This window comes from Methylobacterium durans, assembly GCF_003173715.1.
Lineage (GTDB): Bacteria > Pseudomonadota > Alphaproteobacteria > Rhizobiales > Beijerinckiaceae > Methylobacterium > Methylobacterium durans.
This window is the reverse complement of sequence record NZ_CP029550.1, coordinates 769070-790472: the sequence shown is the minus strand read 5'-3', so window position 1 is coordinate 790472 and position 21403 is coordinate 769070. Positions and strand designations below refer to the sequence as shown.

Annotated in this window: 20 protein-coding genes, 1 tRNA gene and 1 other RNA gene; 9 read left to right on the top strand and 13 right to left on the bottom strand. The window is 71.0% G+C overall.

The features are described 5' to 3' along the window. Positions 1 to 41 precede the first annotated feature (41 nt). The 5 genes from ssrS (at position 42) to DK389_RS03635 (ending at position 3737) form a co-directional block, all read left to right on the top strand. Positions 42 to 199, top strand: a non-coding RNA gene (gene ssrS, locus DK389_RS03655) — 6S RNA. Next, complete coding sequence (locus DK389_RS03650; protein ID WP_109887483.1) at positions 189 to 809, top strand: 5-formyltetrahydrofolate cyclo-ligase; 621 nt, start codon at positions 189 to 191, stop codon at positions 807 to 809. The genes ssrS and DK389_RS03650 overlap by 11 nt, the downstream gene beginning before the upstream one ends. Next, a complete protein-coding gene (locus DK389_RS03645; RefSeq protein WP_109887482.1) occupies positions 787 to 1605 on the top strand; it encodes a TIGR00282 family metallophosphoesterase in 819 nt (272 codons plus the stop codon). The genes DK389_RS03650 and DK389_RS03645 overlap by 23 nt, the downstream gene beginning before the upstream one ends. 137 nt (positions 1606 to 1742) lie before the next feature. Beyond that, positions 1743 to 2720 carry a MotA/TolQ/ExbB proton channel family protein gene (locus DK389_RS03640; protein ID WP_109887481.1) on the top strand — a complete coding sequence of 326 codons (978 nt, stop codon included), beginning with the start codon at positions 1743 to 1745 and terminating at the stop codon, positions 2718 to 2720. 3 nt (positions 2721 to 2723) lie between these two features. Further along, complete coding sequence (locus tag DK389_RS03635) at positions 2724 to 3737, top strand: peptidoglycan -binding protein (RefSeq protein WP_109887480.1); 1014 nt, start codon at positions 2724 to 2726, stop codon at positions 3735 to 3737. Positions 3738 to 4109: 372 nt separating this feature from the next. Here the strand turns inward: DK389_RS03635 and DK389_RS03625 are convergent, their stop codons facing one another. Genes DK389_RS03625 through DK389_RS03610 form a run of 4 tightly spaced genes read right to left on the bottom strand, consistent with a single transcriptional unit; the run spans position 4110 to position 8515 of the window. After that, the gene (locus DK389_RS03625; protein ID WP_109887478.1) at positions 4110 to 4601 is read right to left on the bottom strand and encodes a pyridoxal-phosphate dependent enzyme; all 492 of its coding nucleotides are present in this window, start codon (positions 4599 to 4601) and stop codon (positions 4110 to 4112) included. A gap of 4 nt (positions 4602 to 4605) precedes the next feature. After that, positions 4606 to 5979: a transposase gene (locus DK389_RS03620; RefSeq protein WP_109887477.1), complete on the bottom strand. Its 1374-nt coding sequence runs from the start codon at positions 5977 to 5979 to the stop codon at positions 4606 to 4608. A gap of 33 nt (positions 5980 to 6012) precedes the next feature. Next, a complete protein-coding gene (locus tag DK389_RS03615; protein ID WP_109887476.1) occupies positions 6013 to 6663 on the bottom strand; it encodes a pyridoxal-phosphate dependent enzyme in 651 nt (216 codons plus the stop codon). 10 nt (positions 6664 to 6673) lie between these two features. Next, entirely contained in the window at positions 6674 to 8515 is a 1842-nt protein-coding gene (locus DK389_RS03610; protein WP_109887475.1) for an ABC transporter transmembrane domain-containing protein, read from the bottom strand. A gap of 165 nt (positions 8516 to 8680) precedes the next feature. On the opposite strand from DK389_RS03610, the gene rpmE reads away from it, so the two are divergent. Further along, a complete protein-coding gene (gene rpmE, locus DK389_RS03605) occupies positions 8681 to 8935 on the top strand; it encodes a 50S ribosomal protein L31 (protein ID WP_109887474.1) in 255 nt (84 codons plus the stop codon). Between the two features lie 77 nt (positions 8936 to 9012). Here rpmE and rcdA read toward each other — a convergent pair whose 3' ends face one another. The 6 genes from rcdA to DK389_RS03575 form a co-directional block, all read right to left on the bottom strand. Continuing rightward, positions 9013 to 9540 carry a protease adaptor protein RcdA gene (gene rcdA, locus DK389_RS03600; RefSeq protein ID WP_109887473.1) on the bottom strand — a complete coding sequence of 176 codons (528 nt, stop codon included), beginning with the start codon at positions 9538 to 9540 and terminating at the stop codon, positions 9013 to 9015. A gap of 371 nt (positions 9541 to 9911) precedes the next feature. Then, complete coding sequence (gene purQ, locus DK389_RS03595) at positions 9912 to 10592, bottom strand: phosphoribosylformylglycinamidine synthase subunit PurQ (RefSeq protein ID WP_109887472.1); 681 nt, start codon at positions 10590 to 10592, stop codon at positions 9912 to 9914. Further along, entirely contained in the window at positions 10592 to 10831 is a 240-nt protein-coding gene (gene purS, locus DK389_RS03590; RefSeq protein ID WP_109887471.1) for a phosphoribosylformylglycinamidine synthase subunit PurS, read from the bottom strand. Before purS ends, purQ begins: the two co-directional genes overlap by 1 nt. Before the next feature lie 146 nt (positions 10832 to 10977). Next, positions 10978 to 11211 (bottom strand): hypothetical protein, encoded by a 234-nt coding sequence (locus DK389_RS03585; protein ID WP_109887470.1) that lies wholly within the window; start codon positions 11209 to 11211, stop codon positions 10978 to 10980. A 163-nt stretch (positions 11212 to 11374) separates the two neighbouring features. Beyond that, the gene (locus DK389_RS03580) at positions 11375 to 11977 is read right to left on the bottom strand and encodes an ActR/PrrA/RegA family redox response regulator transcription factor (protein ID WP_109887469.1); all 603 of its coding nucleotides are present in this window, start codon (positions 11975 to 11977) and stop codon (positions 11375 to 11377) included. Positions 11978 to 12013: 36 nt separating this feature from the next. After that, positions 12014 to 13396 (bottom strand): ActS/PrrB/RegB family redox-sensitive histidine kinase, encoded by a 1383-nt coding sequence (locus DK389_RS03575; RefSeq protein ID WP_109887468.1) that lies wholly within the window; start codon positions 13394 to 13396, stop codon positions 12014 to 12016. A gap of 160 nt (positions 13397 to 13556) precedes the next feature. Here DK389_RS03575 and DK389_RS03570 point away from each other — a divergent pair, with 160 nt between their 5' ends. Further along, positions 13557 to 14831 (top strand): polyhydroxyalkanoate depolymerase, encoded by a 1275-nt coding sequence (locus tag DK389_RS03570; RefSeq protein WP_109887467.1) that lies wholly within the window; start codon positions 13557 to 13559, stop codon positions 14829 to 14831. A gap of 134 nt (positions 14832 to 14965) precedes the next feature. Here the strand turns inward: DK389_RS03570 and DK389_RS03565 are convergent, their stop codons facing one another. After that, positions 14966 to 17776, bottom strand: coding sequence for an EAL domain-containing protein (locus tag DK389_RS03565; protein ID WP_236960581.1), 2811 nt, complete (start codon positions 17774 to 17776; stop codon positions 14966 to 14968). Positions 17777 to 18032: 256 nt separating this feature from the next. Here DK389_RS03565 and DK389_RS03560 point away from each other — a divergent pair, with 256 nt between their 5' ends. Next, positions 18033 to 18413, top strand: coding sequence for a cupredoxin domain-containing protein (locus DK389_RS03560; protein ID WP_194075155.1), 381 nt, complete (start codon positions 18033 to 18035; stop codon positions 18411 to 18413). An 18-nt stretch (positions 18414 to 18431) separates the two neighbouring features. On the opposite strand, the gene DK389_RS03555 is transcribed toward DK389_RS03560, so the two are convergent. Together DK389_RS03555 and DK389_RS03550 are read right to left on the bottom strand one after the other, a co-directional pair. Further along, complete coding sequence (locus tag DK389_RS03555; protein ID WP_109887465.1) at positions 18432 to 19700, bottom strand: efflux RND transporter periplasmic adaptor subunit; 1269 nt, start codon at positions 19698 to 19700, stop codon at positions 18432 to 18434. 137 nt (positions 19701 to 19837) lie between these two features. Beyond that, positions 19838 to 19912, bottom strand: a tRNA-Val gene (locus DK389_RS03550). Between the two features lie 141 nt (positions 19913 to 20053). Between DK389_RS03550 and gltX the strand changes: the two genes are divergently transcribed. After that, complete coding sequence (gene gltX, locus DK389_RS03545; protein ID WP_109887464.1) at positions 20054 to 21385, top strand: glutamate--tRNA ligase; 1332 nt, start codon at positions 20054 to 20056, stop codon at positions 21383 to 21385. The last annotated feature ends 18 nt before the right edge of the window (positions 21386 to 21403 follow it).

Genomic DNA, 21403 nt, shown 5'->3' with positions numbered 1-21403 from the left:
CGCCCCTGGCGCCGCCCCGCGGCGAACGCTACATGAGGTGGGCGGGGCTGCAGGGTTCGTCAGGAGAACTTTTCCCCGGGGCCTTATCGACTCCCTCGGGAGCTGTCCCTGGCCTCGTCCCTGGACTTGGCCAACACGGCGCCCACCTACGCTGTAGGTTTCCCGGGATCGACACTCCAACGGCTCACGTGGCTCCGCACTCCTCCTCCCCGACCTCCGCCCTGAAGGCCGACCTCCGCAACGGGGCGCTCGCCCGGCGCGACGCCCTCGATCCGGACGCGCGCAAACGCGGGTCGCTAAGCATCGCCGAGGCGGTGCTGCGGATCCCAGCCCTCGCCGACGCGCCGATCGTCGGCGCCTTCTGGCCGATCCGCAGCGAGGTCGATCCCCGCCCGATCATCGAGCGCCTGTTCGCCCGCGGCCAGCGCGTGGCCCTGCCCAAGGTGACGCCCGACGGCCTCGTCTTCCGCGAGTGGAAGGCTGGCGAGGCGCTGGTGCGCGGCGGCTTCGGCCTCAGCGAGCCGCGCGACGAACTCCCGCCCCTCGATCCCACCGCCCTGATCGTGCCGCTCGCCGCCTTCGACCGGCGCGGCCAGCGCATCGGCTACGGCCGCGGCTACTACGACCACGCCATCGCGCGCCTGTCCGGCAACGGCCCGGTGCTGACGATCGGCATCGCCTACGCGGTCCAGGAGATCGACACGGTGCCGGCCGAGCCGCACGACCGGCCCCTGGACCACCTCGTGACCGAGGCCGGCCCCGTTCCTCTCGTCAAGACAGCGACCGATGCGCCTCCTCTTCCTCGGTGACGTCGTCGGGCGGCCCGGCCGCCTCGCGGTGGCGGACCGCCTGCCCGCCCTGCGCGAGCGCTGGCGGCTCAATTGCGTCGTCGTCAACGGCGAGAACGCCGCCGGCGGCTTCGGCATCACCGAGACGATCTGCGACGAGATCCTGCAGGCCGGCGCCGACGCCGTGACGCTCGGCAACCATTCCTTCGACCAGCGCGAGGCCCTGGTCTTCATCGCCCGCCAGCCGCGCCTCATCCGGCCGGCCAATTACCCGCCGGGGACGCCGGGGCGCGGCGCCACCGTCGTCGAGACCCGCGACGGCGCCCGGATCCTCGTCGTGAGCGTGATGGGCCGCCTCTATATGGACGCGCTGGACGATCCCTTCGCGGCGGCCGAGCGGGAACTTTCGGCCTGCCCGCTCGGGGACGCGGCCGACGCGGTCATCGTCGACGTCCACGCCGAGGCGACGAGCGAGAAGCAGGCGCTCGCCCATTTCCTCGACGGGCGGGCGAGCCTCGTCGTCGGCACCCACACGCACGTGCCGACCGGCGACCACCGCATCCTGCCGGGCGGCACGGCCTACCTGTCGGATGCCGGGATGTGCGGCGACTACGATTCTGTGCTGGGCATGCAGAAGGACGAGCCCCTGCGCCGGTTCCTCCAGAAGACGCCGGGCTCGCGCCTGGAGGCGGCCACGGGGGAGGGGACGCTCTGCGGCCTCGCCGTCGAGACCGACGCGCGCGGCCTCGCCACCCTCGTCGCGCCTGTGCGTTTCGGGCCGCACCTCGAGGAAACCTGGCCCCGCGCCTGGGATTGAGGCCGGCCTGCCGCCGGGACCGTACGCGCCGCGACTTGATCGGGTGCGCCCCTGCCGCCAGAGTGACGGCAGCATCGATCCGGCACGCCGTTTAACCTTCAAGCGGTCCTGAGCCACCCATCAGAGAGTTGCGACCGATGGCGGCCCGTCCCGCGTCCCCTCCGCTGGCCAAGCCCGGCATCTACCTCGTGCGGATGCTGGTCTTCCTGATCCTGATCGGGTTCCTGGCCTTCGTCCTGTTCAAGCAGATCACCCCGGCCTTCCTCGCCAATCCGGGGCTCAACGGGCTCATCCTCGGCGTCCTCCTCATCGCGACGCTGCTCGCCTTCGGGCAGGTCTTCCGCCTGTTCCGGGAGGTCTCCTACGTCAACGCGGTGGCGGCCGGCGAGACGGTGCCGAAGGCGCCGAACCTCCTCGCCCCCCTCGTCCCGGCCATCGAGGCCCGGCGCGCGGGCGCGACGCTGCCCGGCACGCGCTCCTTCCTCGACACGGTCGACGCCCGCCTCGACGAGGGCCGCGACATCCTCCGCTACGTCGCCGGGCTCCTGATCCTGCTCGGCCTGCTCGGCACGTTCTGGGGCCTCATCGACACGCTCTCGGCAGTCGGCTCGGTCATCAGGTCGATGCGCGGCGGCGGCGGCGAGGCGAGCGTGATGTTCGACGAGCTGAAGAACGGGCTCGCGGTGCCGCTCGGCGGCATCGGCCTCGCCTTCTCGGCCTCGCTGTTCGGCCTCGCGAGCTCGCTGGTCGTCGGCTTCCTCGACCTGCAGGCGGGCCAGGCCCATGCCCGCTTCCACAACGAGTTGGAGGATTGGCTGACCTCGGGCGTGGTCGAGGCGGCGGGCGCCCCAGTCGGCGTGCTGCCCGCGCCCCAGGATCCGGCGGCCGCCAGGGAGCTGAAGGAGGCGGTCGACCGGCTCACCACCATCATTTCGGAAGGGGCCAACAGCCGGGCCGCGACCCAGGCCATGACGAACCTCGCCGAGGGCATCCAGGGCCTCGTCCAGCACATGCGGGCCGAGCAGCAGATGATCCGCGACTGGGTCGAGGCGCAGGCGAGCCGCGAGCGCGAGCTGAAGCAGGTGCTCGACCGGCTCGGCCGCGAGCGGGTCTGAGCCGTGGCCTCCCGCACGGCCCGGCGCGAGCGCGCCCTCAACGTCTGGCCGGGCTACGTCGACGCCCTCGCGACGTTGCTGCTCTCGGTGGTGTTCCTGCTCACGATCTTCGTCGTCGGGCAGTTCTTCCTGTCGCAGGAGATCACCGGCCGCGACACGGTGCTGGACAAGCTGAACCGCCAGATCGCCGACCTCACCGACCTCCTGGCCCTGGAGCGCTCGAACCGGCGTGCGCAGGAGGAGGGCGCGCAGAATCTGCGCACCACGTTGCTCACGGCGGAGGCCGACCGCGACCGGCTGAAGGCGGAGGTGGAGGCGGGCGCCGCGGCGCAGGGCCAGACGGGCGCCCTCGACAAGCAGCTCCAGGCCGAGCGCGGCGCGACCTCCCGCGCCCTCAACCAGATCGACCTCCTGAACCAGCAGATCAGCGCCATGCGGCGCCAGCTCGCGGCGCTGGAGGACGCGCTCGCCGCCTCCGAGACGCGCGACCGCGAGAGCCAGGCCCGCATCGCCGATCTCGGCAGCCGCCTCAACGTGGCGCTCGCGCAGAAGGTCCAGGAACTCGCCCGCTATCGCTCGGACTTCTTCGGGCGCCTGCGCCAGATCCTCGGCAACCGCAGCGACATACGCGTGGTCGGCGACCGCTTCGTGCTGCAATCCGAGGTGCTGTTCCCGGCGGGCTCGGCCGCCCTCAAGGCGGAGGCGGGGCCGGAGCTCGACCGGATCGCCGGCGCGATCCTCGATCTCGCCAAGCAGATCCCGGCGGATCTGCCCTGGGTGCTGCGTGTCGACGGCCACACCGATGCGCGCCCGATCGCGAGTTCTCAGTTCCCGTCGAACTGGTCGCTCTCGGCGGCCCGCGCCATCGCGGTGGTCCAGTACCTCGCGGGAAGGGGCATCCCGCCCCAGCGGCTCCTCGCCGGCGCCTTCGGCGAGTTCCAGCCCCTCGACGCGGGCACGACCGAGGAATCCTACGCGCGCAACCGGCGCATCGAGCTCAAGCTGACGGAGCGGTAGGGTGTCTCACCTCTCCCGTTCGGGAGAGGTCGAGTCGGCGTCAGCCGACCGGGTGAGGGGTGCGACCTATCCGGAGAGGTCGCACCCCTCACCCTGTCCCTCTCCCGAAAGGGAGAGGGGACCCGCGACCCACCTCTCCCGTTCGGGAGAGGTCGAGTGCGCGTCAGCGCACCGGGTGAGGGATGCGCGTTATCCGGAGAAATCGCACCCCTCACCCTGTCCCTCTCCCGAACGGGAGATGGGACCCGCGACACCACCTCTCCCGTTCGGGAGAGGTCGAGTGCGCGTCGGCGCACCGGGTGAGGGGTGCGCGTCATCCGGAGAGATCGCACCCCTCGCCCTGTCCCTCTCGGAACGAGAGGACACCCGCGCCTATTCGTCCTCGAAGGCGCCGCGGTAGGCGAAGAGGCCCGGGACGCCGCCCGTCATGACGTAGAGCACGGTCGAACCCGCCGGGTAGCGGCCGGACCGGATGTCGTGCAGGAGGCCGGCGAAGGCTTTGCCGCTGTAGACCGGATCGAGGAGGAGACCCTCCGTTCGGGCCATCAGGCGGACCGCCTCGCGCATGGCGTCGGTCGGGATGCCGTAATCCGCGCCGCGATGGGCGCCGTCCACATCGATCGCGCCGGGCTCGAGGCGCGTGCCCGGCGCCACGAGGTCGAGGGTGGCGTTCGCCTTCGCCAGGGTCGTCGCCGCCGCCTGCTCGGCCGGGGCGAGCACCGTGTGGGAGCGCGCGAGCCGGGGGTTCCGGCCGGCCGCCTTGAGGCCCGCGGCGAGGCCCGCGTGGGTCCGATTTCGTTGAAAAACTCGCGGTTGGCCTGGATTGAGATTTGACCGGGTGCTTGGCCGGGGGGCTCCCGCCAGCCGGTCAGGCTAGGCTCGGCTGCCCCAGCGGGATCAGCTTGGCCAGCTTCCATAGGTTCTGGGCGGCGGCCGCGAGGTGGAACTCGTCTCGGGCCCCGTCTGGCCCCCGCAACCGAAGCCGATCCAGCCGCAGGATCCGCTTAAGGTGGGCAAACAGCATCTCGACCTTCTTGCGCTCACGCCGCGAGGTACGGCCCGCCTCCGAGGCGCAGATGTCGCGCGCCATCTGCCGGGCGCCCTCGTGGATCGAGCGTGGGATCTTGCGGGCGGATGCGTTGGGGCAGCATCGTGGCTTCAGCGCGCAAGCTTCGCAGTCGTACTTGCTCGCGCGGTAGCGCAGCATCCCGTCTGCGTCGACGAGCGGGGGCGGTGACCGATAGACCTTCTGGCGTTGCCGCAGGTGCTTGCCGGCCGGGCAGGTGTAGGCGTCGGCGCCAGGGTCGTAGGTGAAGGCCGACCGGCTGAAGGTGCCGTCGCGGCGCTCGGACTTATCGAAGACGGGGATGTGCGGCTCGATGCCCTGCTCGTGGGCGAGCCAGCCCAGCATCGCGGCCGAGCCGTAACCGCTGTCACCGGCGAGCCGGGCCGGGTAGAGGTCGAAGCGCTCGCGCGAGCGCACGATCATGCGCTTGGCGGCCGTGACCTCGGCCTGCCGGATCGCGGTGGTCGGCTCGACGTCCACGATGACCGCGTGGTCGAGGTCGATCAGGTAGTTGGCCGCGTAGGCGAAGTAGGCCAGCCCACCGTCCGCACCCGTCCAGCGCGCGGCCGGGTCGGCGGGGGAAACGAGCTTAGGCACGACCGGCGTCGCAGCTCCGAACGCGGCGTCGTCGAGCACAGCCAGGTACTCCCGGGCGGCGCGGCTGACGCTCTCGGGTGGCAGGCCGTTCGTACCCTCAACACCCTTCTGCCGGTTGGCATCAGCCTTGATAAGGCTGGCGTCGACCGCGAAGCCCTCGCCGCCCACGAGCCCCTCGGCGATGCAGCGGGCGAGCACGGTCTCGAACAAGCAGCGCAGCAGGTCGCTGTCGCGGAAGCGGCCATGGCGGTTCTTGGAGAAGGTCGAATGGTCCGGCACCCGGCCGTCGAGCCCGAGCCGGCAGAACCAGCGATAGGCGAGATTGAGGTGGACCTCGTCGCACAGGCGGCGCTCGGATCGGATGCCGAAGCAGTAGCCGATGAGCAGCATGCGGATCATCAACTCGGGGTCGACCGAGGGCCGGCCCGTCGAGCTGTAGAACGGCTGCAGGTGCGCGCGTAGACCCGACAGGTCAACGAAGCGGTCGATGGCGCGCAGCAGATGGTCGGCTGGGATATGTGTATCGAGCGAGAACTCGTAGAACAGGGCACCCTGCTCGACTTGCCGAGGTCCCATCATCTGCTTCGGTCTCCGTCTCTCGACAGAAGTGAATCACCTCACGACTACCGCCGCAACACCCGAGTTTTTCAACACAATCGTCCCGCTGCTGCCGTTCGGCACCACGATGTTCGCGAGGGCGAGGCCCATCGCGTCCGCCTGCCGCAGGATCTCGTCGGCGCAGGCCGCGTAGCCGAGGCAGCCGACCGCGCTCGATCCGCCGGAGGGGAAGACGTAGACCCGGCGGCCCTGCTCGCGCAGCCGGGTGGCCCGCTCCTCGGCGGCGGCGAGCGCGTCGGCCTCGCCGGGCAGAACGTGGACGCGGGCGCCGAACAGGTCGTCCAGGAAGCGGTTGCCGGAGCCGGTGTAGTCGGCATCCTCCCGCTTCACGGTGCGGGTCAGGACAAGCTCGCAGGCGAAGCCCGAGCGCGCCGCGGCGGCGGCCGTGAGCCGCGCGTGATTCGACTGGAGGGCGCCGACCGTGATCACCGTGTCGGCTCCCTCCCGGCGGGCGGCGCCGAGCAGGAATTCGAGCTTGCGCAGCTTGTTGCCGCCGCCGCCGAAGCCCGCGAGATCGTCGCGCTTCACGAGGAGCCGCACGCCGGACAGGGCCGACCCGAGGTGGCGGCTCAGGCCCTCCAGCGGCTCGATCGGCGTCGGCAGGCCGATGAGCGGCAGGCGCGGGAAGCGGGACAGGTCGGCCAAGGCGGGCGCTCTACTCCGCGGCCGGCAGCGCCGCGCGCAGGCGCGGCTCCTTGCCCCGGGCGGTCTCGTCGAGGGCGTCCGTGAACTGGAGCGCGGCGAGCTGCGCGTAGAGCGCGCCCTGCGCCAGCAGGCTCTCGTGGGTGCCCTCCTCGACGATCCGCCCCTCGTCGAGGACGAGGATGCGGTCGGCGGCGCGGATCGTGGCGAGGCGGTGGGCGATCACCAGGGTGGTGCGGCCCTGCATCAGCGTGTCGAGGGCCGATTGCACCGCGCGCTCGCTCTCGGCGTCGAGGGCCGAGGTCGCCTCGTCGAGGAGCAGGATCGGTGCGTCCTTGAGGATCGCCCGGGCGATCGCGATGCGCTGGCGCTGACCGCCCGACAGGGTGACGCCGCGCTCGCCGACGCGGGTCTCGTAGCCCTCGGGCAGCGCTGCGATGAAGCCCGCCGCGTTGGCGAGCGCGGCCGCCCGGCGCACCTCGTCCTCGCTCGCCTCGGGCCGGCCGTAGCGGATGTTCTCCAGCACCGAGCCCGAGAACACGGTCGGGTCCTGGGGGACGAGGGACAGGCGCGTCCGCACCGCGTCCGGATCGGCCTGCGCGATGTCGATTCCGTCGATCCGCACCGTGCCGGATTGCGGATCGTAGAACCGGAGCAGCAATTGCAGCACCGTCGTCTTTCCGGCGCCGGAGGGGCCGACGATGGCGATGCGCTCGCCCGGCGCCGCCGTGAAGCTGATGCCGTTCAGCGAGGCGTATTCGGGCCGCGTCGGGTAGGCGAAGCGGACGGCGTCGAAGGCGATCTCGCCGCGCGGGGGCTGCGGCAGCGGACGCGGGGCGGCGGGCGCGCGGATGGCGGGCTCGGCGGCCAGGATCTCGCCGAGGCGCTCGGCGGCGCCGGCGGCCTGCGAGAGTTCGCCGTAGACCTCCGAGAGCTGGCCGAGCGCGCTCGCGCCGAAGACGGCGTAGAGCACGAACTGGGAGAGCTGGCCCGCCGTCATCGTGTGGCTGAGCACCCCTTGGGCGCCGTACCACATCACCCCGACGACGCTCGCCGAGATGAGGAAGATGGCGACGCCCGTGAGCAGCGCGCGGGCCGTGATGGAGGCGCGGGCGGCGCCGTAGGCGTTCTCGGAGGCCGTGGCGAAGCGCTTGGCGGTCGCCGGGCCCATCCCGAAGGCCTGCATCGTGCGTACGGCGCCGACCGCCTCCGCCGCGTAGGCCGAGGCGTCGGCCAGCCGATCCTGCGCGGCGCGGGAGCGGCGGCGCACGCCCCGCCCGGACAGGATCAGCGGAAAGACGATGAGCGGGATCGCCGCGAGGACCAGAACGGAGAGCTGCGGGCTCGTGATCACCATCATGGTGACCGCGCCGACGAACAGGAAGGCGTTGCGCAGGAGGATCGAGATCGAGACGCCGAAGACGGATTTGACCTGGGTCGCGTCCGCGGTCAGGCGCGAGACGATCTCGCCGGACTGCGCTTTGTCGAAGAAGGCGGGGTCGAGGATCGTCAGCTGCCGGAACACGGCCGAGCGCAGATCGGCGACGACGCGCTCGCCGAGGCTCACCACGGTGTAGTAGCGCGCGGCGCTCGACAGGGCGAGGACGGCCACGACCCCGAGCAGCGCCATGAAATAGGCGTCGATGACGCTGTGGCCCTCCGGCGAGAAGCCGTGGTCGATGACGCGCCGCATGGCGATCGGCACCACGAGCGTCGCGCCCGAGGCGAAGACGAGGGAGACGAAGGCGGCCAGGATCCGCCCGCGATAGGCCGCGGCGAAGGGCACGAGCGGTCGCAGCGCGCTCAAGGACGCCTTGCTGCGGTCGGCGCCGCGATTCGTCTCAGGGGCGGCCATCGTGCCTCGCCATCATCGTCGCACACTCACTCAAACTCGGGTTTCGTCCACGCTTGTTCGCCGGAACCGGCTGCGGTATACGCGCGCCTTCATCCGATTGCGCGTGTTCAATGGCCGCGGGCCGCCGAAACGGGCCGGTCGGCGTGGCTATTCGAGGACTTCGTCATGGCAAAGAATGCGGCCGCCAAGGCCAAGGGGACCGAGCATCCCGACTACCACTTCATCAAGGTCGTGATGACCGATGGGTCCGAGTACACGACCCGCTCGACCTACGGCAAGGAAGGCGACACGCTCAACCTCGACATCGACCCGCTCACCCACCCGGCCTGGACCGGCGGCGAGCAGAAGATGCTCGATCGCGGCGGCCGCGTCTCGCGCTTCAACTCGCGCTTCGGCAGCCTCAGCTTCGGCAAGAAGTAAGCGCCGCGGACCAGCGCGGGCGAATCGGCGGGCGGCTCCGGACGGGGCCGCCCGTTCTCGTTTCGGGGTGCCTCGGCTCAGTGCGGGCCGGCGAAGGCGGAGCGCAGCAGCCCCTGCTGGGCGGCGACGGGGCTCTCGCGCGATTCGGGGGTCGGCCGGTCCTCCGAGATCAGACCGTCGAGATGCAGGATGCGGTCGTGCAGGCGGCGCGCGCGGCGGGTCAGCTCCTGCAGGCGCAGCGGCAGCAGGGAGAGGGTGTCCGCCCGCGGCGCGTCGAGGGTGCTGAGCCGGACGCGTGTCTTCTCCTCCACCGCCTGGACGGCGGTGATCTCGCCCTCGGCCACCGCGCGCTGCACGAGGAGCCAGGAGGCGATCTGCATCAGGAGCGTGGTCAGCCGCATGCTCTCGGCCGCGTAGCCGAGGGTGGCGTCCCGCGAGATGAGCCGCGATTCCGCGCGGCCCTCGCCGTCGAGATAGGCCGCCGTCTCCTCGACGAGGGCCATGCCGTCGCGGAACAGGGACCGGAAGGCTTCCGAGGCGACGTAGGTCTCGCCGAAGCTCACCCAGTCCCGCTCGTCCCGGAACGTGACGTCGTACCCGTTCATCGTGCCTCCTGTGCCGCGGCCGGCTCGTTCCGTCCCGAAATGGGACGCGTCCGGCGCCTCCGACATGCTTCGGCGCAAATCTAGCGCCCCGCACGAAACTCCGCTGGGTTAACCGGTCGGTAAGGTTAACGCGCGAGAAGGCGTCCCGGCTTCTCAAGAACGCGAGATGGCGGGCCGGGCGGCAGGGCGCTCCCTCGCCTCAGGCAGAAACAAAGGTCAGAGCCCAAGAAAAAAGCCGCCCGAAGGCGGCTTGAGAAGAGTCTACAGGGAGGCATCAAACAGAGTGGACGGAGGTCCCACTCGACATCCAGATCACTGGATGCCTCCTTTATGCGGCGGAAAGGTTAACGAAGCGTTAAGGCCGTTGACGATTAGGCCGCGAGGCTCTGGAACAGGCCGCGCCCGTCGGTGCCGCCGACGAGCCCTTCGACGAAATTCTCAGGATGCGGCATCAGCCCGAGGACGTTGCGATTGTCCGAGTAGATGCCCGCGATCGCGTTCAGCGACCCGTTGCGATTCGCGTCGACGGTGAGTTCGCCCGAGGCGTCGCAATAGCGGAAGGCGACGCGCCCCTCGCCCTCGATCCGCGCGAGCGTCTCGGGATCGGCGAAGTAATTGCCCTCGCCATGCGCCACGCAGACGTCGATCACCTGTCCCTTGGCGTAGGCCGAGGTGAAGCGGGTGTCGTTGCGCTCGACCCGCAGGGTCTGCCGGTGGCAGATGAAGCGGCGGTTCACGTTGCGCATCAGCACACCGGGCAGGAGCCCCGATTCGCAGAGGATCTGGAAGCCGTTGCAGATGCCGAGCACGAGGCCGCCCCGCGCCGCGTGGGCGCGCACCGCGTCCATCGCCGCCGCGCGGCCCGCGATGGCACCGCAGCGCAGGTAGTCGCCGTAGGAGAAGCCGCCCGGCAGGACGGCGAGGTCGGTCCCCTCCGGCAGCGCGGTGTCGGCGTGCCAGACCTTGCTCACCTGCGCCCCGGCGAGCCTGAGCGCGCGCGCGACGTCCCCGTCGCGGTTCGAGCCCGGGAAGACGACGATCGCCGCGCGCATCAGGCGATCTCGATCGCGTAGTTCTCGACGACCGTGTTCGCGAGAAGCTTCTCGCAGGCCGTCTTCAGGGTCGCCTCGGCGGCGGCCCGGTCGGTGCCCTCGACCTCGATGTCGAAGACCTTGCCCTGCCGGACGCCCCCGACATCCTGGATGCCGAAGGATTTCAGCGCCGACTCGATCGCCTTGCCCTGGGGATCCAGCACACCGGTCTTCAGGGTGACGATGATGCGGGCTTTCATGATCGGGGACTCACCTGGGGACGGGGCGAACAGCGGATAGGGGGTATTCGATGCGGTGGCAACGGACGCCGCGCGCGGCACGCATCCGCCCCGTGGGCGCTCGGTGGGAGGGCCCGCCGCGCACGCCCCTCGCGATGCGGCTGCGATCAGCGCCGCACGGCTCTCGGGCGGATCGGTTCGATGCTGACAGCGCGCCGCCAGAGCTGCAGCATGATCCAGGCGGCGAGCAGGCTGAACAGGCCCATCAGGACGTGACCGACTCGGTCGCCAAGCTCGAACAGGCCGGCGAGCGCCCAGCCCGACGCGATGGCCGCGGCGAAGACCTCGGTCCCGACGAGCACCATCATGCTCACGATGGTGATGAGGTTGCGCGTGTTCACTGGCAGAAGCTTCCCGTCGCGATGCCACGTTCGAGCCACGTCCGAACGAGCCGAAGGGTGGTCCCGCGCAGTAGCGCGATTGCTCCCCTGGGCGCAACCGGGCCGCGTTCCTTTCGGGGGAGGAGCAGCCGAACCGCGGCGGGCCCCGGGCCCGCCGCGATCCTCAGCGCGGCGCGCGCTTGGCGAGGATGCGCTGGAGCGTGCGCCGGTGCATGTTGAGCCGCCGCGCCGTCTCGGAGACGTTGCGTCCGCACAATTCGTAGACGCGCTGGATGTGCTCCCAGCGGACGCGGTCGGCCGACATCGGATTTTCGGGCGGATCGGCCCGCTCCCCCGGCTGCGCCATCAGCGTGCCGTGGATCTCGTCGGCGTCGGCGGGCTTGGCGAGGTAGTCGAACGCCCCGAGCTTCACGGCCGTGACGGCGGTCGCGATGTTGCCGTAGCCCGTCAGGATCACGCCGCGGGCCTCCGGACGGCGCTCCTTCAGTCGCGCGATCACGTCGAGCCCGTTGCCGTCGGCGAGCCGCATGTCGATGACCGCGAAGGCCGGGGCCCGGCTCTCCACGGCGGAGACGCCCTCGGCCACGCTCTCGGCGACCTGCACCGCGTAGCCCCGGGCCTCCATGGCGCGGGCGAGGCGGGTCGAGAAGGGCTTGTCGTCGTCCACGATGAGGAGGCTGCGATCGGAGAAAGCCGCCAGCGGATCGTTCTCCGAGAGAGTCACCCCCTCCGGCGCGGGCGCCGAGGTCCCCGTTTGCGTCAGCATGCGACGCTCCTTGTTTCGTCGTGGTGGATCAGAGGTTTATATAGGTGTCACGCTGGGTTCCGTTAGGGGTTCGGCTGCAACTTCCGGGACGAGTCGGGGGGCTGCACCGCGCTCGAAGATGTGGCGTGCCCAGGACACGCGGACGGCCGCGCCGGTCGTGCCCGGCGCGGAGGCGTTCGACAGGGTCAGCTGCGCACCCGAGCGCTCGATCAGGGTCTTGGCGATGAACAGGCCGAGGCCGAGGCCGGCGCCGACGGTGTCGCCCTGAACCGGCCGCTCGGGACTGCGCGTGGTCACGTAGGGCTCGCCCGCCCGCAGCAGCACCTCGCTGGAGAAGCCCGGACCGTCGTCGCGGATCTCCAGCGAGACGCGGTCGAGGGTCCAGCGGGCCTCGATGACGACGCGGGCATCCGCGAAGTCGACCGCGTTGTCGACGATGTTGGCAAGTCCGAACATGACGCCGGGGTTGCGCCGGCAGACGGGCTCGGGCCCGTCGCCTTGGCTGGACACCGCGAGGTCGATCCCGAGGGAGCGCTGGGGCGCGGCGAGCTCCTCGACGAGGTGGCTGAAGGTGACGGTCGCCAGGAAGCCGGTCTCGTCGCTATCGAGCGAGGTGAGCTTCTGCAGGATGCCGCGGCAGCGGTCGACCTGCTCGCGGAGCAGGTGCAGGTCCTCCGCCACGCCCGGCGAGGCGTTCGGCCCGAGCTGGCGCACGAGTTCCTTCGTGACGACCATGATGGTGCCGAGCGGCGTGCCGAGCTCGTGGGCGGCCGCTGCAGCGAGGCCGTCGAGCTGCGACAGGTGCTGCTCGCGGGCGAGGACTAGCTCGGTCGCCGCGAGCGCCTGGGCGAGCTGGCGCGTTTCCTCGGCGACCCGCCACGCGTAGACACCAGTGAAGGCGGTTCCGAGCAGGATCGCGGTCCAGACGCCGGAGATGTAGAGGAACGGAAGCTCGATCCGCCCATCCGCGAACCAGGGCAGGGGGCGGTGGACGAGGGCGAGCAGCGTCGCGAGGCCGATCGCGAGGAGCCCGAGCGCGAGCGTCCGCTCCGGCGGCAGCGCGGTCGCCGAGATCAGCACGGGGGCCAGGAACAGCAGGGAGAACGGGTTCTGCAGGCCCCCCGTCAGGAACAGGAGGGCGGCGAGCTGGATGATGTCGAAGGCGAGCAGCAAGGCCGCGGAATCGTCGCTGAGCCGGTAGCTCGCCGGAAACCGGATGCGCAGCGCCAGATTCAGCCAGGACGAGGCCGCGATGACGAGGAAGCACCAGCCGAATGGCAGCGCCAATCCGAGCCCGAACTGCGCGCCGACCACGGCCGCGCTCTGGCCGGTGATCGCGAGCCAGCGCAGGCGCACGAAGGTGTCGAGTCGGAGATGGCGGGCGTCGCGGACGAATCCGCTCGTACTCGTGTCGGACATCGCGTGGAAACGATAGGGCCGGGCATCGCACCGTCCAGGGCGCCCCGCACGTCGTTATGCGACGATTCATCCAGGAACGTGTAGGCTCCCCTTCCGTTGCCGAAGGCGTGGCACGGGGGTGCGCGACGGGGTCGCGCGACGCGCGGCAGGGACGACGGTCATGGACCTCGCATATTTCTGGTACGAGGGCGCCCGCCTGATGCTGTCGCCTGCCCGCGTCGCCGCCGACGTGACGCGCCACAGCCTGCGCCACCCGGGCAACCCGGCCGCCTACACGCCCTACGCCCGCTCCATCGCAGCCGGCTGCGAGATGTTCGAGCGGGTGACACGCCGCTACGGCAAGCCCGCCTTCGGGCTCGACGAGACGGTCGTCGAGGGCGAGCGCGTGCCGGTCACGGAGCGGATCGTCTGGGAGCGGCCGTTCTGCCGGGTCATCGCCTTCGACCGGGGCTTCCTGCGCCGCCCGGCGGAGCCGCAGCCGAAGCTCTTGATCGTCGCGCCGATGTCCGGCCACTACGCGACGCTCCTGCGCGGCACCGTCGAGGCGATGCTGCCGAGCCACGAAGTCTACATCACCGACTGGACGGATGCCCGGATGGTGCCGCTCACCGCCGGCGGCTTCGACCTCGACACCTACATCGACTACCTGATGGAGATGTTCCGCGATCTCGGTCCGGACCTGCACGTGATGGCGGTCTGCCAGCCTGCGGTGCCGGTCATCGCGGCGGTCGCGGTCATGGAGGCGCAGAACAGCCCCGGCCTGCCGGTCTCGATCACGCTGATGGGCGGGCCGATCGACACCCGCCGCTCGCCGACGGCGGTGAATTGCCTGGCCCAGGAGCGCGGCGCCGGCTGGTTCGAACGCAACTGCATCACCTTCGTGCCGCCGATCTACCCGGGCGCGTGGCGCCGCGTCTATCCAGGCTTCTTCCAGCTGTCCGGCTTCATGGCGATGAACCTCGACAGGCACGTCACGGCCCATGCCGACATGTTCGACCACTTGGTGAAGGGCGACGGCGACTCGGCCGAGAAGCACCGCGAGTTCTACGACGAGTACCTAGCCGTGATGGACCTCACGGCGGAATTCTACCTGCAGACCGTGCGCACGGTCTTCGTCGACCACGCCCTGCCGCAGGGCACGATGATGCATCGGGGCGCGCCGGTGGACCTCTCCGCGATCCGGCGCTGCGCGATCCTCGCGGTCGAGGGCGAGAACGACGACATTTCCGGCGTCGGCCAGACCCGCGCCGCCCTCGACCTGACGCCGAACCTGCCCGAGGCGCGCAAGGCCTACCATCTGCAGACAGGCGTCGGGCATTACGGCGTCTTCAACGGCAAGCGCTACCGCGCCGTGATCGCACCGCGGATCGCCGCCTTCATCCGCGAGATGGCGGGCAAGACCGCGACCGTGCCGCACCTGAGGCGGGTGGTCTGAACCGTCCGGACGGGAGATCCGAGGGGCCATCTTTCCCGAACGGGAGAGGGGACCTGCGCTCCTCATCCCAGCGCCGAGACATCCCCGGAACGACGTGTGAATCCTTCGGTCCACAAGGTGGAAGGGGCCGCCCCTCACGCGATGGCGCGCCGCTCTCCGTTCAAGCGGCGGAGGAGGGCGGGCAGGTCGCCGGCCGGGACGGGGCGGCTGATCAGGTAGCCCTGCACCTCGTCGCAGCCCTCCGCCCGAAGGCGCTGAAGCTGGTCCGGGGTCTCGACGCCCTCGGCCGTCGTCGTCATGCCGAGGCTGGCACCGAGACCGATCACCGCCCGCACGATGTAGCCCGAGCCCTCGGAGGCGTTGAGGTCGCGCACGAAGGACTGGTCGATCTTGATCTTGTCGAAGGGGAAGCTGCGGAGGTAGCTGAGCGAGGAGTAGCCGGTCCCGAAATCGTCCATCGAGACGCGCACGCCCAGGCTCTTCAGGCTGTGCAGGATGGCGGTCGTGGAGCCCGGATTCGCGACGAGAACCGATTCGGTGATCTCGAGCTCGAGGCGGCGCCCTGGCAGGCCGGCCGTCTGGAGCGCCTCGCGGACGGCGGTGATCAGCCGGGCCGAGGTGAATTGCACCGCCGACACGTTGACCGCGACCTTCAGCTCGTCGGGCCACGCGCTCGCCTGCCGGCAGGCGGCCCGCAGCACCCACTCCCCGAGCGGGATGATCAGCCCCAGCTCCTCGGCGAGCGGGATGAACTCCGCCGGCGAGACGGTGCCCCGCTTCGGGTGCTTCCAGCGGAGCAGGGCCTCGAAGCCGCAGACGCGCTCGACGGACAGATCGTAGATCGGCTGGTAATGTAGCTCGAACGCCTCGTCCGCCACAGCCTCGCGAAGGTCGCGCTCCAGTTCCCGGCGGGCCTGCAGCCGCGCGTCCATCTCCGGCTCGAAGAAGCGGAAGGAGCCGCGCGCCTCGGCCTTCGCCCGGTCGAGGGCGACGTCGGCGTGCTTGAGGAGCTTCTCGCAGAGCATGCCGTCGCCGGGCGCCAGCGAGATGCCGATGCTGACCCCGATCGAGACGGTGTGTTCGGAGAGGGCGTAGGGGGCGCTCAGGACGTCGACGATGCGGCGCGCCAGCACGCCCACGTCCTCGGGCCGCTCGATCCCGCGCTGGATCACGGCGAACTCGTCCCCGCCGAGGCGGGCGACGGTGTCGATCTCGCGTACGCAGGCGGAGAGCCGGTGCGCGACGGCGCGGATGAGCTCGTCGCCGGCGGCGTGGCCGAGGGTGTCGTTGACCGGCTTGAAATCGTCGAGGTCGAGGCAGAGCACCGCGAAGCCGCCCTCGCGCCCGGCCTGGGCGATCGCCATCTCGATCTGCTCGCCGAGCAGCACTCGGTTGGGCAATTCGGTGAGGGCGTCATGGCGGGCCATGAAGGCGATCCGCTCCTCGGCGAGGCGCCGTTCGGTCACGTCCTCGTAGGTCGCGACGAGGCCGCCATGCGCGGTCACCCGGGTCTCGATGGCGACGAGGCGGCCGTCCCCGAGCTCCTGCACGAGGCGATGGTGCGGCTTGCCGACCGAATCCGCGCCCTCGGCGAGGAGGTCCGCAAGGCTGCGCCCCGGATGGTTGCCGGCCGCGAGGCAGACGCCGATGACCTCGGTGGCGCTCATGCCGACGGCGAGCGAGCCCGGCGCGAGGTCGTAGATCTCGTAGTAGCGCCGGTTGACCACCATCAGGCGGTGCTCCGCGTCGTAGAGGCACAGGCCCTGAGACATGTTGTCGAGGGCCGCATCGAGGCGCAGGTTCGTCTGCGTGAGGCGGGCTTCCTGCTCCTTCAGCACGCTGATGTCGCTGCACACCGCCACGAAGCCGCCCTCGCGCGTGGCGCTGCGGCTGACCCGGAGCCAGCGCCCGTCGGCGAGGCGGATCTCGCCGCCCTGCGCCAGGCTCCGGGCATCGTCGAGGACGGAGGCGGCCGGGTCCGCGCCGCGCTCGGGCAGCCCCGCCACAGGGGTGCCGCAGGCGATCTGACCGGAGGCCCCGTCGAAGAAATCCGCGGCCTGCGCGTTGGCGAGCGCGATGCGGCCTTCCGCGTCCACCACCACGACGCCCTCGCGGGAGCTCTCCAGGGCGTCGGCGAGCAGGACCTGCGCCGAGCGGCGTTGGCTCACCTCGCGCTCCATCATGGCGCGGATGTTGTCGCGCATCGTCGCCATCGCGCGCAGGAGCGCGCCGAGTTCGTCGCGGCCGCCGACCGGCACGGCGTCGTCGAGGCGGCCCGCGGCGATCCGCTCGGCCACCGCCGAGGCCGCCGCCACCGGGCCGATGATGCGCCGGTTCAGGAACCACGCGACGAGCCCGGAGAGCAGGAGGGCGACGAACGTCGCGACGGCGTAGAAGCGGATCTCGTCCGCCACGATCGTGCGGGCGGTCTGCCGATAGGTGAAGCCGTCGCCCGCCGTGTAGTTCACCAGGATGTCGATCTGGCCGTCGACCGCCGCCGCCTGCCGGTCGAGGGCTTCCCAGGCCGGGCCGGCGCTGATGGCGGCGTCGAGCCCGCGCCGGATCTCGTCCCAGTTCTGCACGGCCGCCTGCACGCCGATGCCCGCGCGCGCCGCGCGGTCGGACTGGGAGCGCTCGACCGCGATGGTGAGATCCTCGAGCAGCGTCGTGAGGAGCTCCGCGATCTCCTCGTCGAGCTTGGCCCGCGCCGCCGGATCTGTCGCGAGCGCGCGTCGCGCGAAGGCGGCGCGCATCTTGGCGAAATCCGCCGCGGCCGCCCGCGCGTAGTTGATCGACATCAGGGACTGGTCGTAGGTGCGCTGGACGAGGTCGCCCGCCTGCCGAATCCCGAGCGTCGCGAAGATGCCGAGCGCCGCGGTGATCAGGCTCATGATCAGGAAGGCGACGAAGATCCGGCCGCGGATGGAGGCGACCTGAACTGACATGCGCCGCGGCAGCGCTGCCGATGCCGGCCCCTGCCACGGTTTTGTGCGGTCCCGTCGCATCGGATCGAAGCTGCACTCTCCCTCGGATACCCCGAAGGCTAGGCCCCACATGTTAAGACGTACTTAGCCCACAGGGGACGAATTCGTACCGATCTCCCGGTCCGCGCTCGCCAATCCCCGCCCTGCACCGAGCGCTTCGGGAATTTGTTAAGACTTTTCGGGCTCTCTGGCGCGACGGCATCCGCCGGAGATTGCCATGCACGCCGCCCTCCACCTGCCCGCGCTTCCCGGCCTGTCGCGACGCCTCGTCCTGACCCTCGGAGCCGCGCTCGCTGCGGGATGCCTGACGGGCGCGCTCCTCGTCACCGGCGTCCAGGCGACCGGGCACCTCGTGTCGCAGAAGGGCCGCGCCTTCCAGCCCGGCAGCCTGACGATCCAGCGGGGCGAGACCGTCGTGATCGTCAACGACGACAGCGACCTCCTCCACCACCTCTACGTGGAATCGGAGGCGTTCAGCTACGATTCGGGCGATCAGGTCCCGGGCAGCCGCACGGCGGTGACCTTCCCGCAGACGGGTATGTTCCAGGTGCTCTGCGGCATTCACCCGAAGATGAAGCTCAACGTCCGGGTGAATTGAGGCGCCCTGGCCCCGCGCTCAGCGGGAGGCGGCCTGCACCGCGTTGCGCCCGTCCGGCTCCCGCTCGATCGGCTGGCCGTCGAGGAGATCGGCCGGCGGGCTCAGCACAACACGCTCGTGGCCGGACAGCCCCTGGTCGAGCTCGACGCTCCGGCCGAAATCGCGCCGGATATGCACCTTGCGCCACTCGGCCCGGCCGTCGTCGCGGGCCACCGCCACCTGCGTGCCGCCCTGGTTGAAGACGAGGGCCTCGGCGGGGACGATCATGGCGGGCTCGGGCCGCGGGATCTTGAGCGTCACGTAGACGTAGAGGCCGGCGCGCAGCGTTCCCTCCGGATTCGGCACATCGACCTGGGTCGTCAGGGTCCGCGAGGCGCTGAGCAGTGCCACCGACGAGCGCTCGACCCGCCCGACGAAGGTGCGGTCGGGCATCTGCGGCACGCGGATCGAGGCCTCGACGCCGGGCGCCACGCCGACAGCGGCGTTCTGGGGCACGTTGACCGAGATGCGCAGGATGTCGTCCCTGTCCATCGTCAGGAGCGGTGTGCCGCCACCGTCCGCCTTCACGAGATCGCCGACATCGACGCTGCGGGTCGTCACCACGCCGTCGAAGGGGGCGACCACGTCCTTGAAGCCCGTCAGCGCCTTGAGGCGATCGACGGTCGCGCCCTGCGCCTTGATGTTGGCCTCCGCCACCTTCACGCCTGCCTCGGCCGAGGCGAGGTTGGCCGCCTGGCTCAGCACCCCGGCCTGAGAGGTGTCGGCATTCTGCTTCGAGGCCCAGCCCTGGACCGCGAGGGTCGAGGTGCGGCTGTTCGTGACGTTGGCGAGGTTCACGTTGGCGCGGGCCTGATCGACCATCGCCCGCGCTTGAAGGAGCTGTGCCTCGAGCTGCCCGAGCTGCGCCTCGGCCTGGGCGAGCTGCTGGTCGAGATCGGGCGCCGCGACCTTCAGGAGGATGTCTCCGGCCTTGACGCGGGTGCCGATGTCGACGCGCCGCTCGGCGATGTAGCCGGTGGCCCGCGCCGAGATCGCCGCCTTGGCGAAGGCCTGGGTCTCGCCGGGCAGCGTGAGGTCGACGGGCTTGTCGGACCGCTCGACCGCGATCGTGCGAAGGCGGGGCACGAAGTCCTTCGTCCTGCGCTGCGTCTCGGTGGCCGCTGCCCGCTGCTGCCAATGACCGTATCCGCCCCAGCCGAGGAGGCCGAGGGCCACGAGCCCGACCAGGATGAACGGACCCTTGCGCGGCGGCGGCGGGATCTCGTGCGCGTCACCGTGCGCCTTCATGGGCCTCATTCTCGCTGGGGAGAGCCGGTCTCTGGCAGACCATATACCGCAAGGCCGCGCGCGTCACAGGGCACCCGATTGCCGCAGCAGGGCCGCGGGCAGAGCCTGTGGACGAAGGACATGGCCGAGGGATGGGATGGTGGGCGCGACAGGGATCGAACCTGTGACCCTTCGCGTGTGAAGCGAATGCTCTCCCGCTGAGCTACGCACCCGGACCGAGGGCCTTCTAGGTCCACGCGCGCTCGCCCGTCAAGGCCCCCGAGGACCGAAGGCGGGACGCCGACAGGAAATCACCCGGCCGTCGCGCGCGTGAACATTCCCAACGGCCCGGGTTTTCCAGTAGGAGTGCCGGCATGGCTCCCCTGGTCCGTTTCGCTCCGTCGCCGACGGGCTATCTCCACATCGGCAATGCCCGGCCGGCTCTGCTCAACGCGCTCTATGCCCGCGCGACCGGTGGGCGCTTCCTGCTGCGCCTCGACGACACCGACCGTGAGCGCTCGACCGAGACCTTCGCGGCGGCCATCGCGGAGGATCTCGCCTGGCTCGGGATTGTGCCCGACCTCCACGCCCGCCAATCCGAGCGGGCGGACCGGCACGACGCAGCGGCCGAGCGGTTGCGGGCCCTCGGGCGGCTCTACCCCTGCTACGAGACGCCGGACGAGCTGGAGCGGCGGCGCAAGCGCCAGCTCGGCCGCGGCCTGCCGCCGATCTACGACCGGGCGGCGCTGAGCCTCTCGGCCGAGCAGCGCGCGGCGCTGGAGGCCGAGGGGCGGCGCCCGCACTGGCGCTTCAAGCTCGATCACCGGATCGTGGCGTGGCACGACCTCGTGCGCGGTGAGGCGCATGTCGATTGCGCATCCCTGTCCGACCCGGTCCTCGTGCGGGCGGACGGAAGCTACCTCTACACGCTGCCGTCCGTCGTCGACGACGCGGAACTCGGCGTCACCCACGTCATCCGCGGCGAGGATCACGTCACCAATACCGGCGTGCAGGTCCAGATCTTCGAGGCGCTCGGCCACCGCGTCCCGGTCTTCGGCCACCACAACCTCCTCACCACCGCGGACGGTGAGGGGCTCTCGAAGCGCCTCGGCCACCTGTCGCTGCGGGGCCTGCGCGAGGCCGGCTACGAGCCGGCGGCCGTGCGCTCGCTCGCCGTGCTGACCGGCTCGGCCGAGTCCGTGCGGGCCGTGGCCGGGCTCGACGAGCTCGCCGCCCTCGTCGATCTGTCGCATATCTCGCGAGCCCCCGCGAAGTTCGACCCGCATGAGCTCGACACGCTCAACGCGCGCCTCGTCCACGAGATGCCGCCGGAGGCCGTGCGGGACCGGCTTGCCGGCCTCGGCGTCCCGCCGGACGCGGCCGAGCGGTTCTGGCTCGCGGTGCGGGCGAACCTCGTGAAGGTCGACGACGCGAGGACATGGTGGCGGGTGGTCGCCGGTCCGGTCGAGCCCGTCAGCGCCGACGCGGGCATCGTGGCGGCGGCGGCCGAGACACTGCCGCCCGAGCCCTGGGGGCCGGAGACCTGGAAGGCGTGGACGAGCGCCGTGAAGGATCGGACGGGCGCGAAGGGCAAGGCGCTCTTCATGCCCCTGCGCCTCGCCCTCACCGGTCTCGACCACGGGCCGGACCTCTCCGCGCTGCTGCCACTGATCGGGCGGGAGCGGGCGGCGCAGAGGTTGAAATAGAAGGCACTCCCCGGCGCG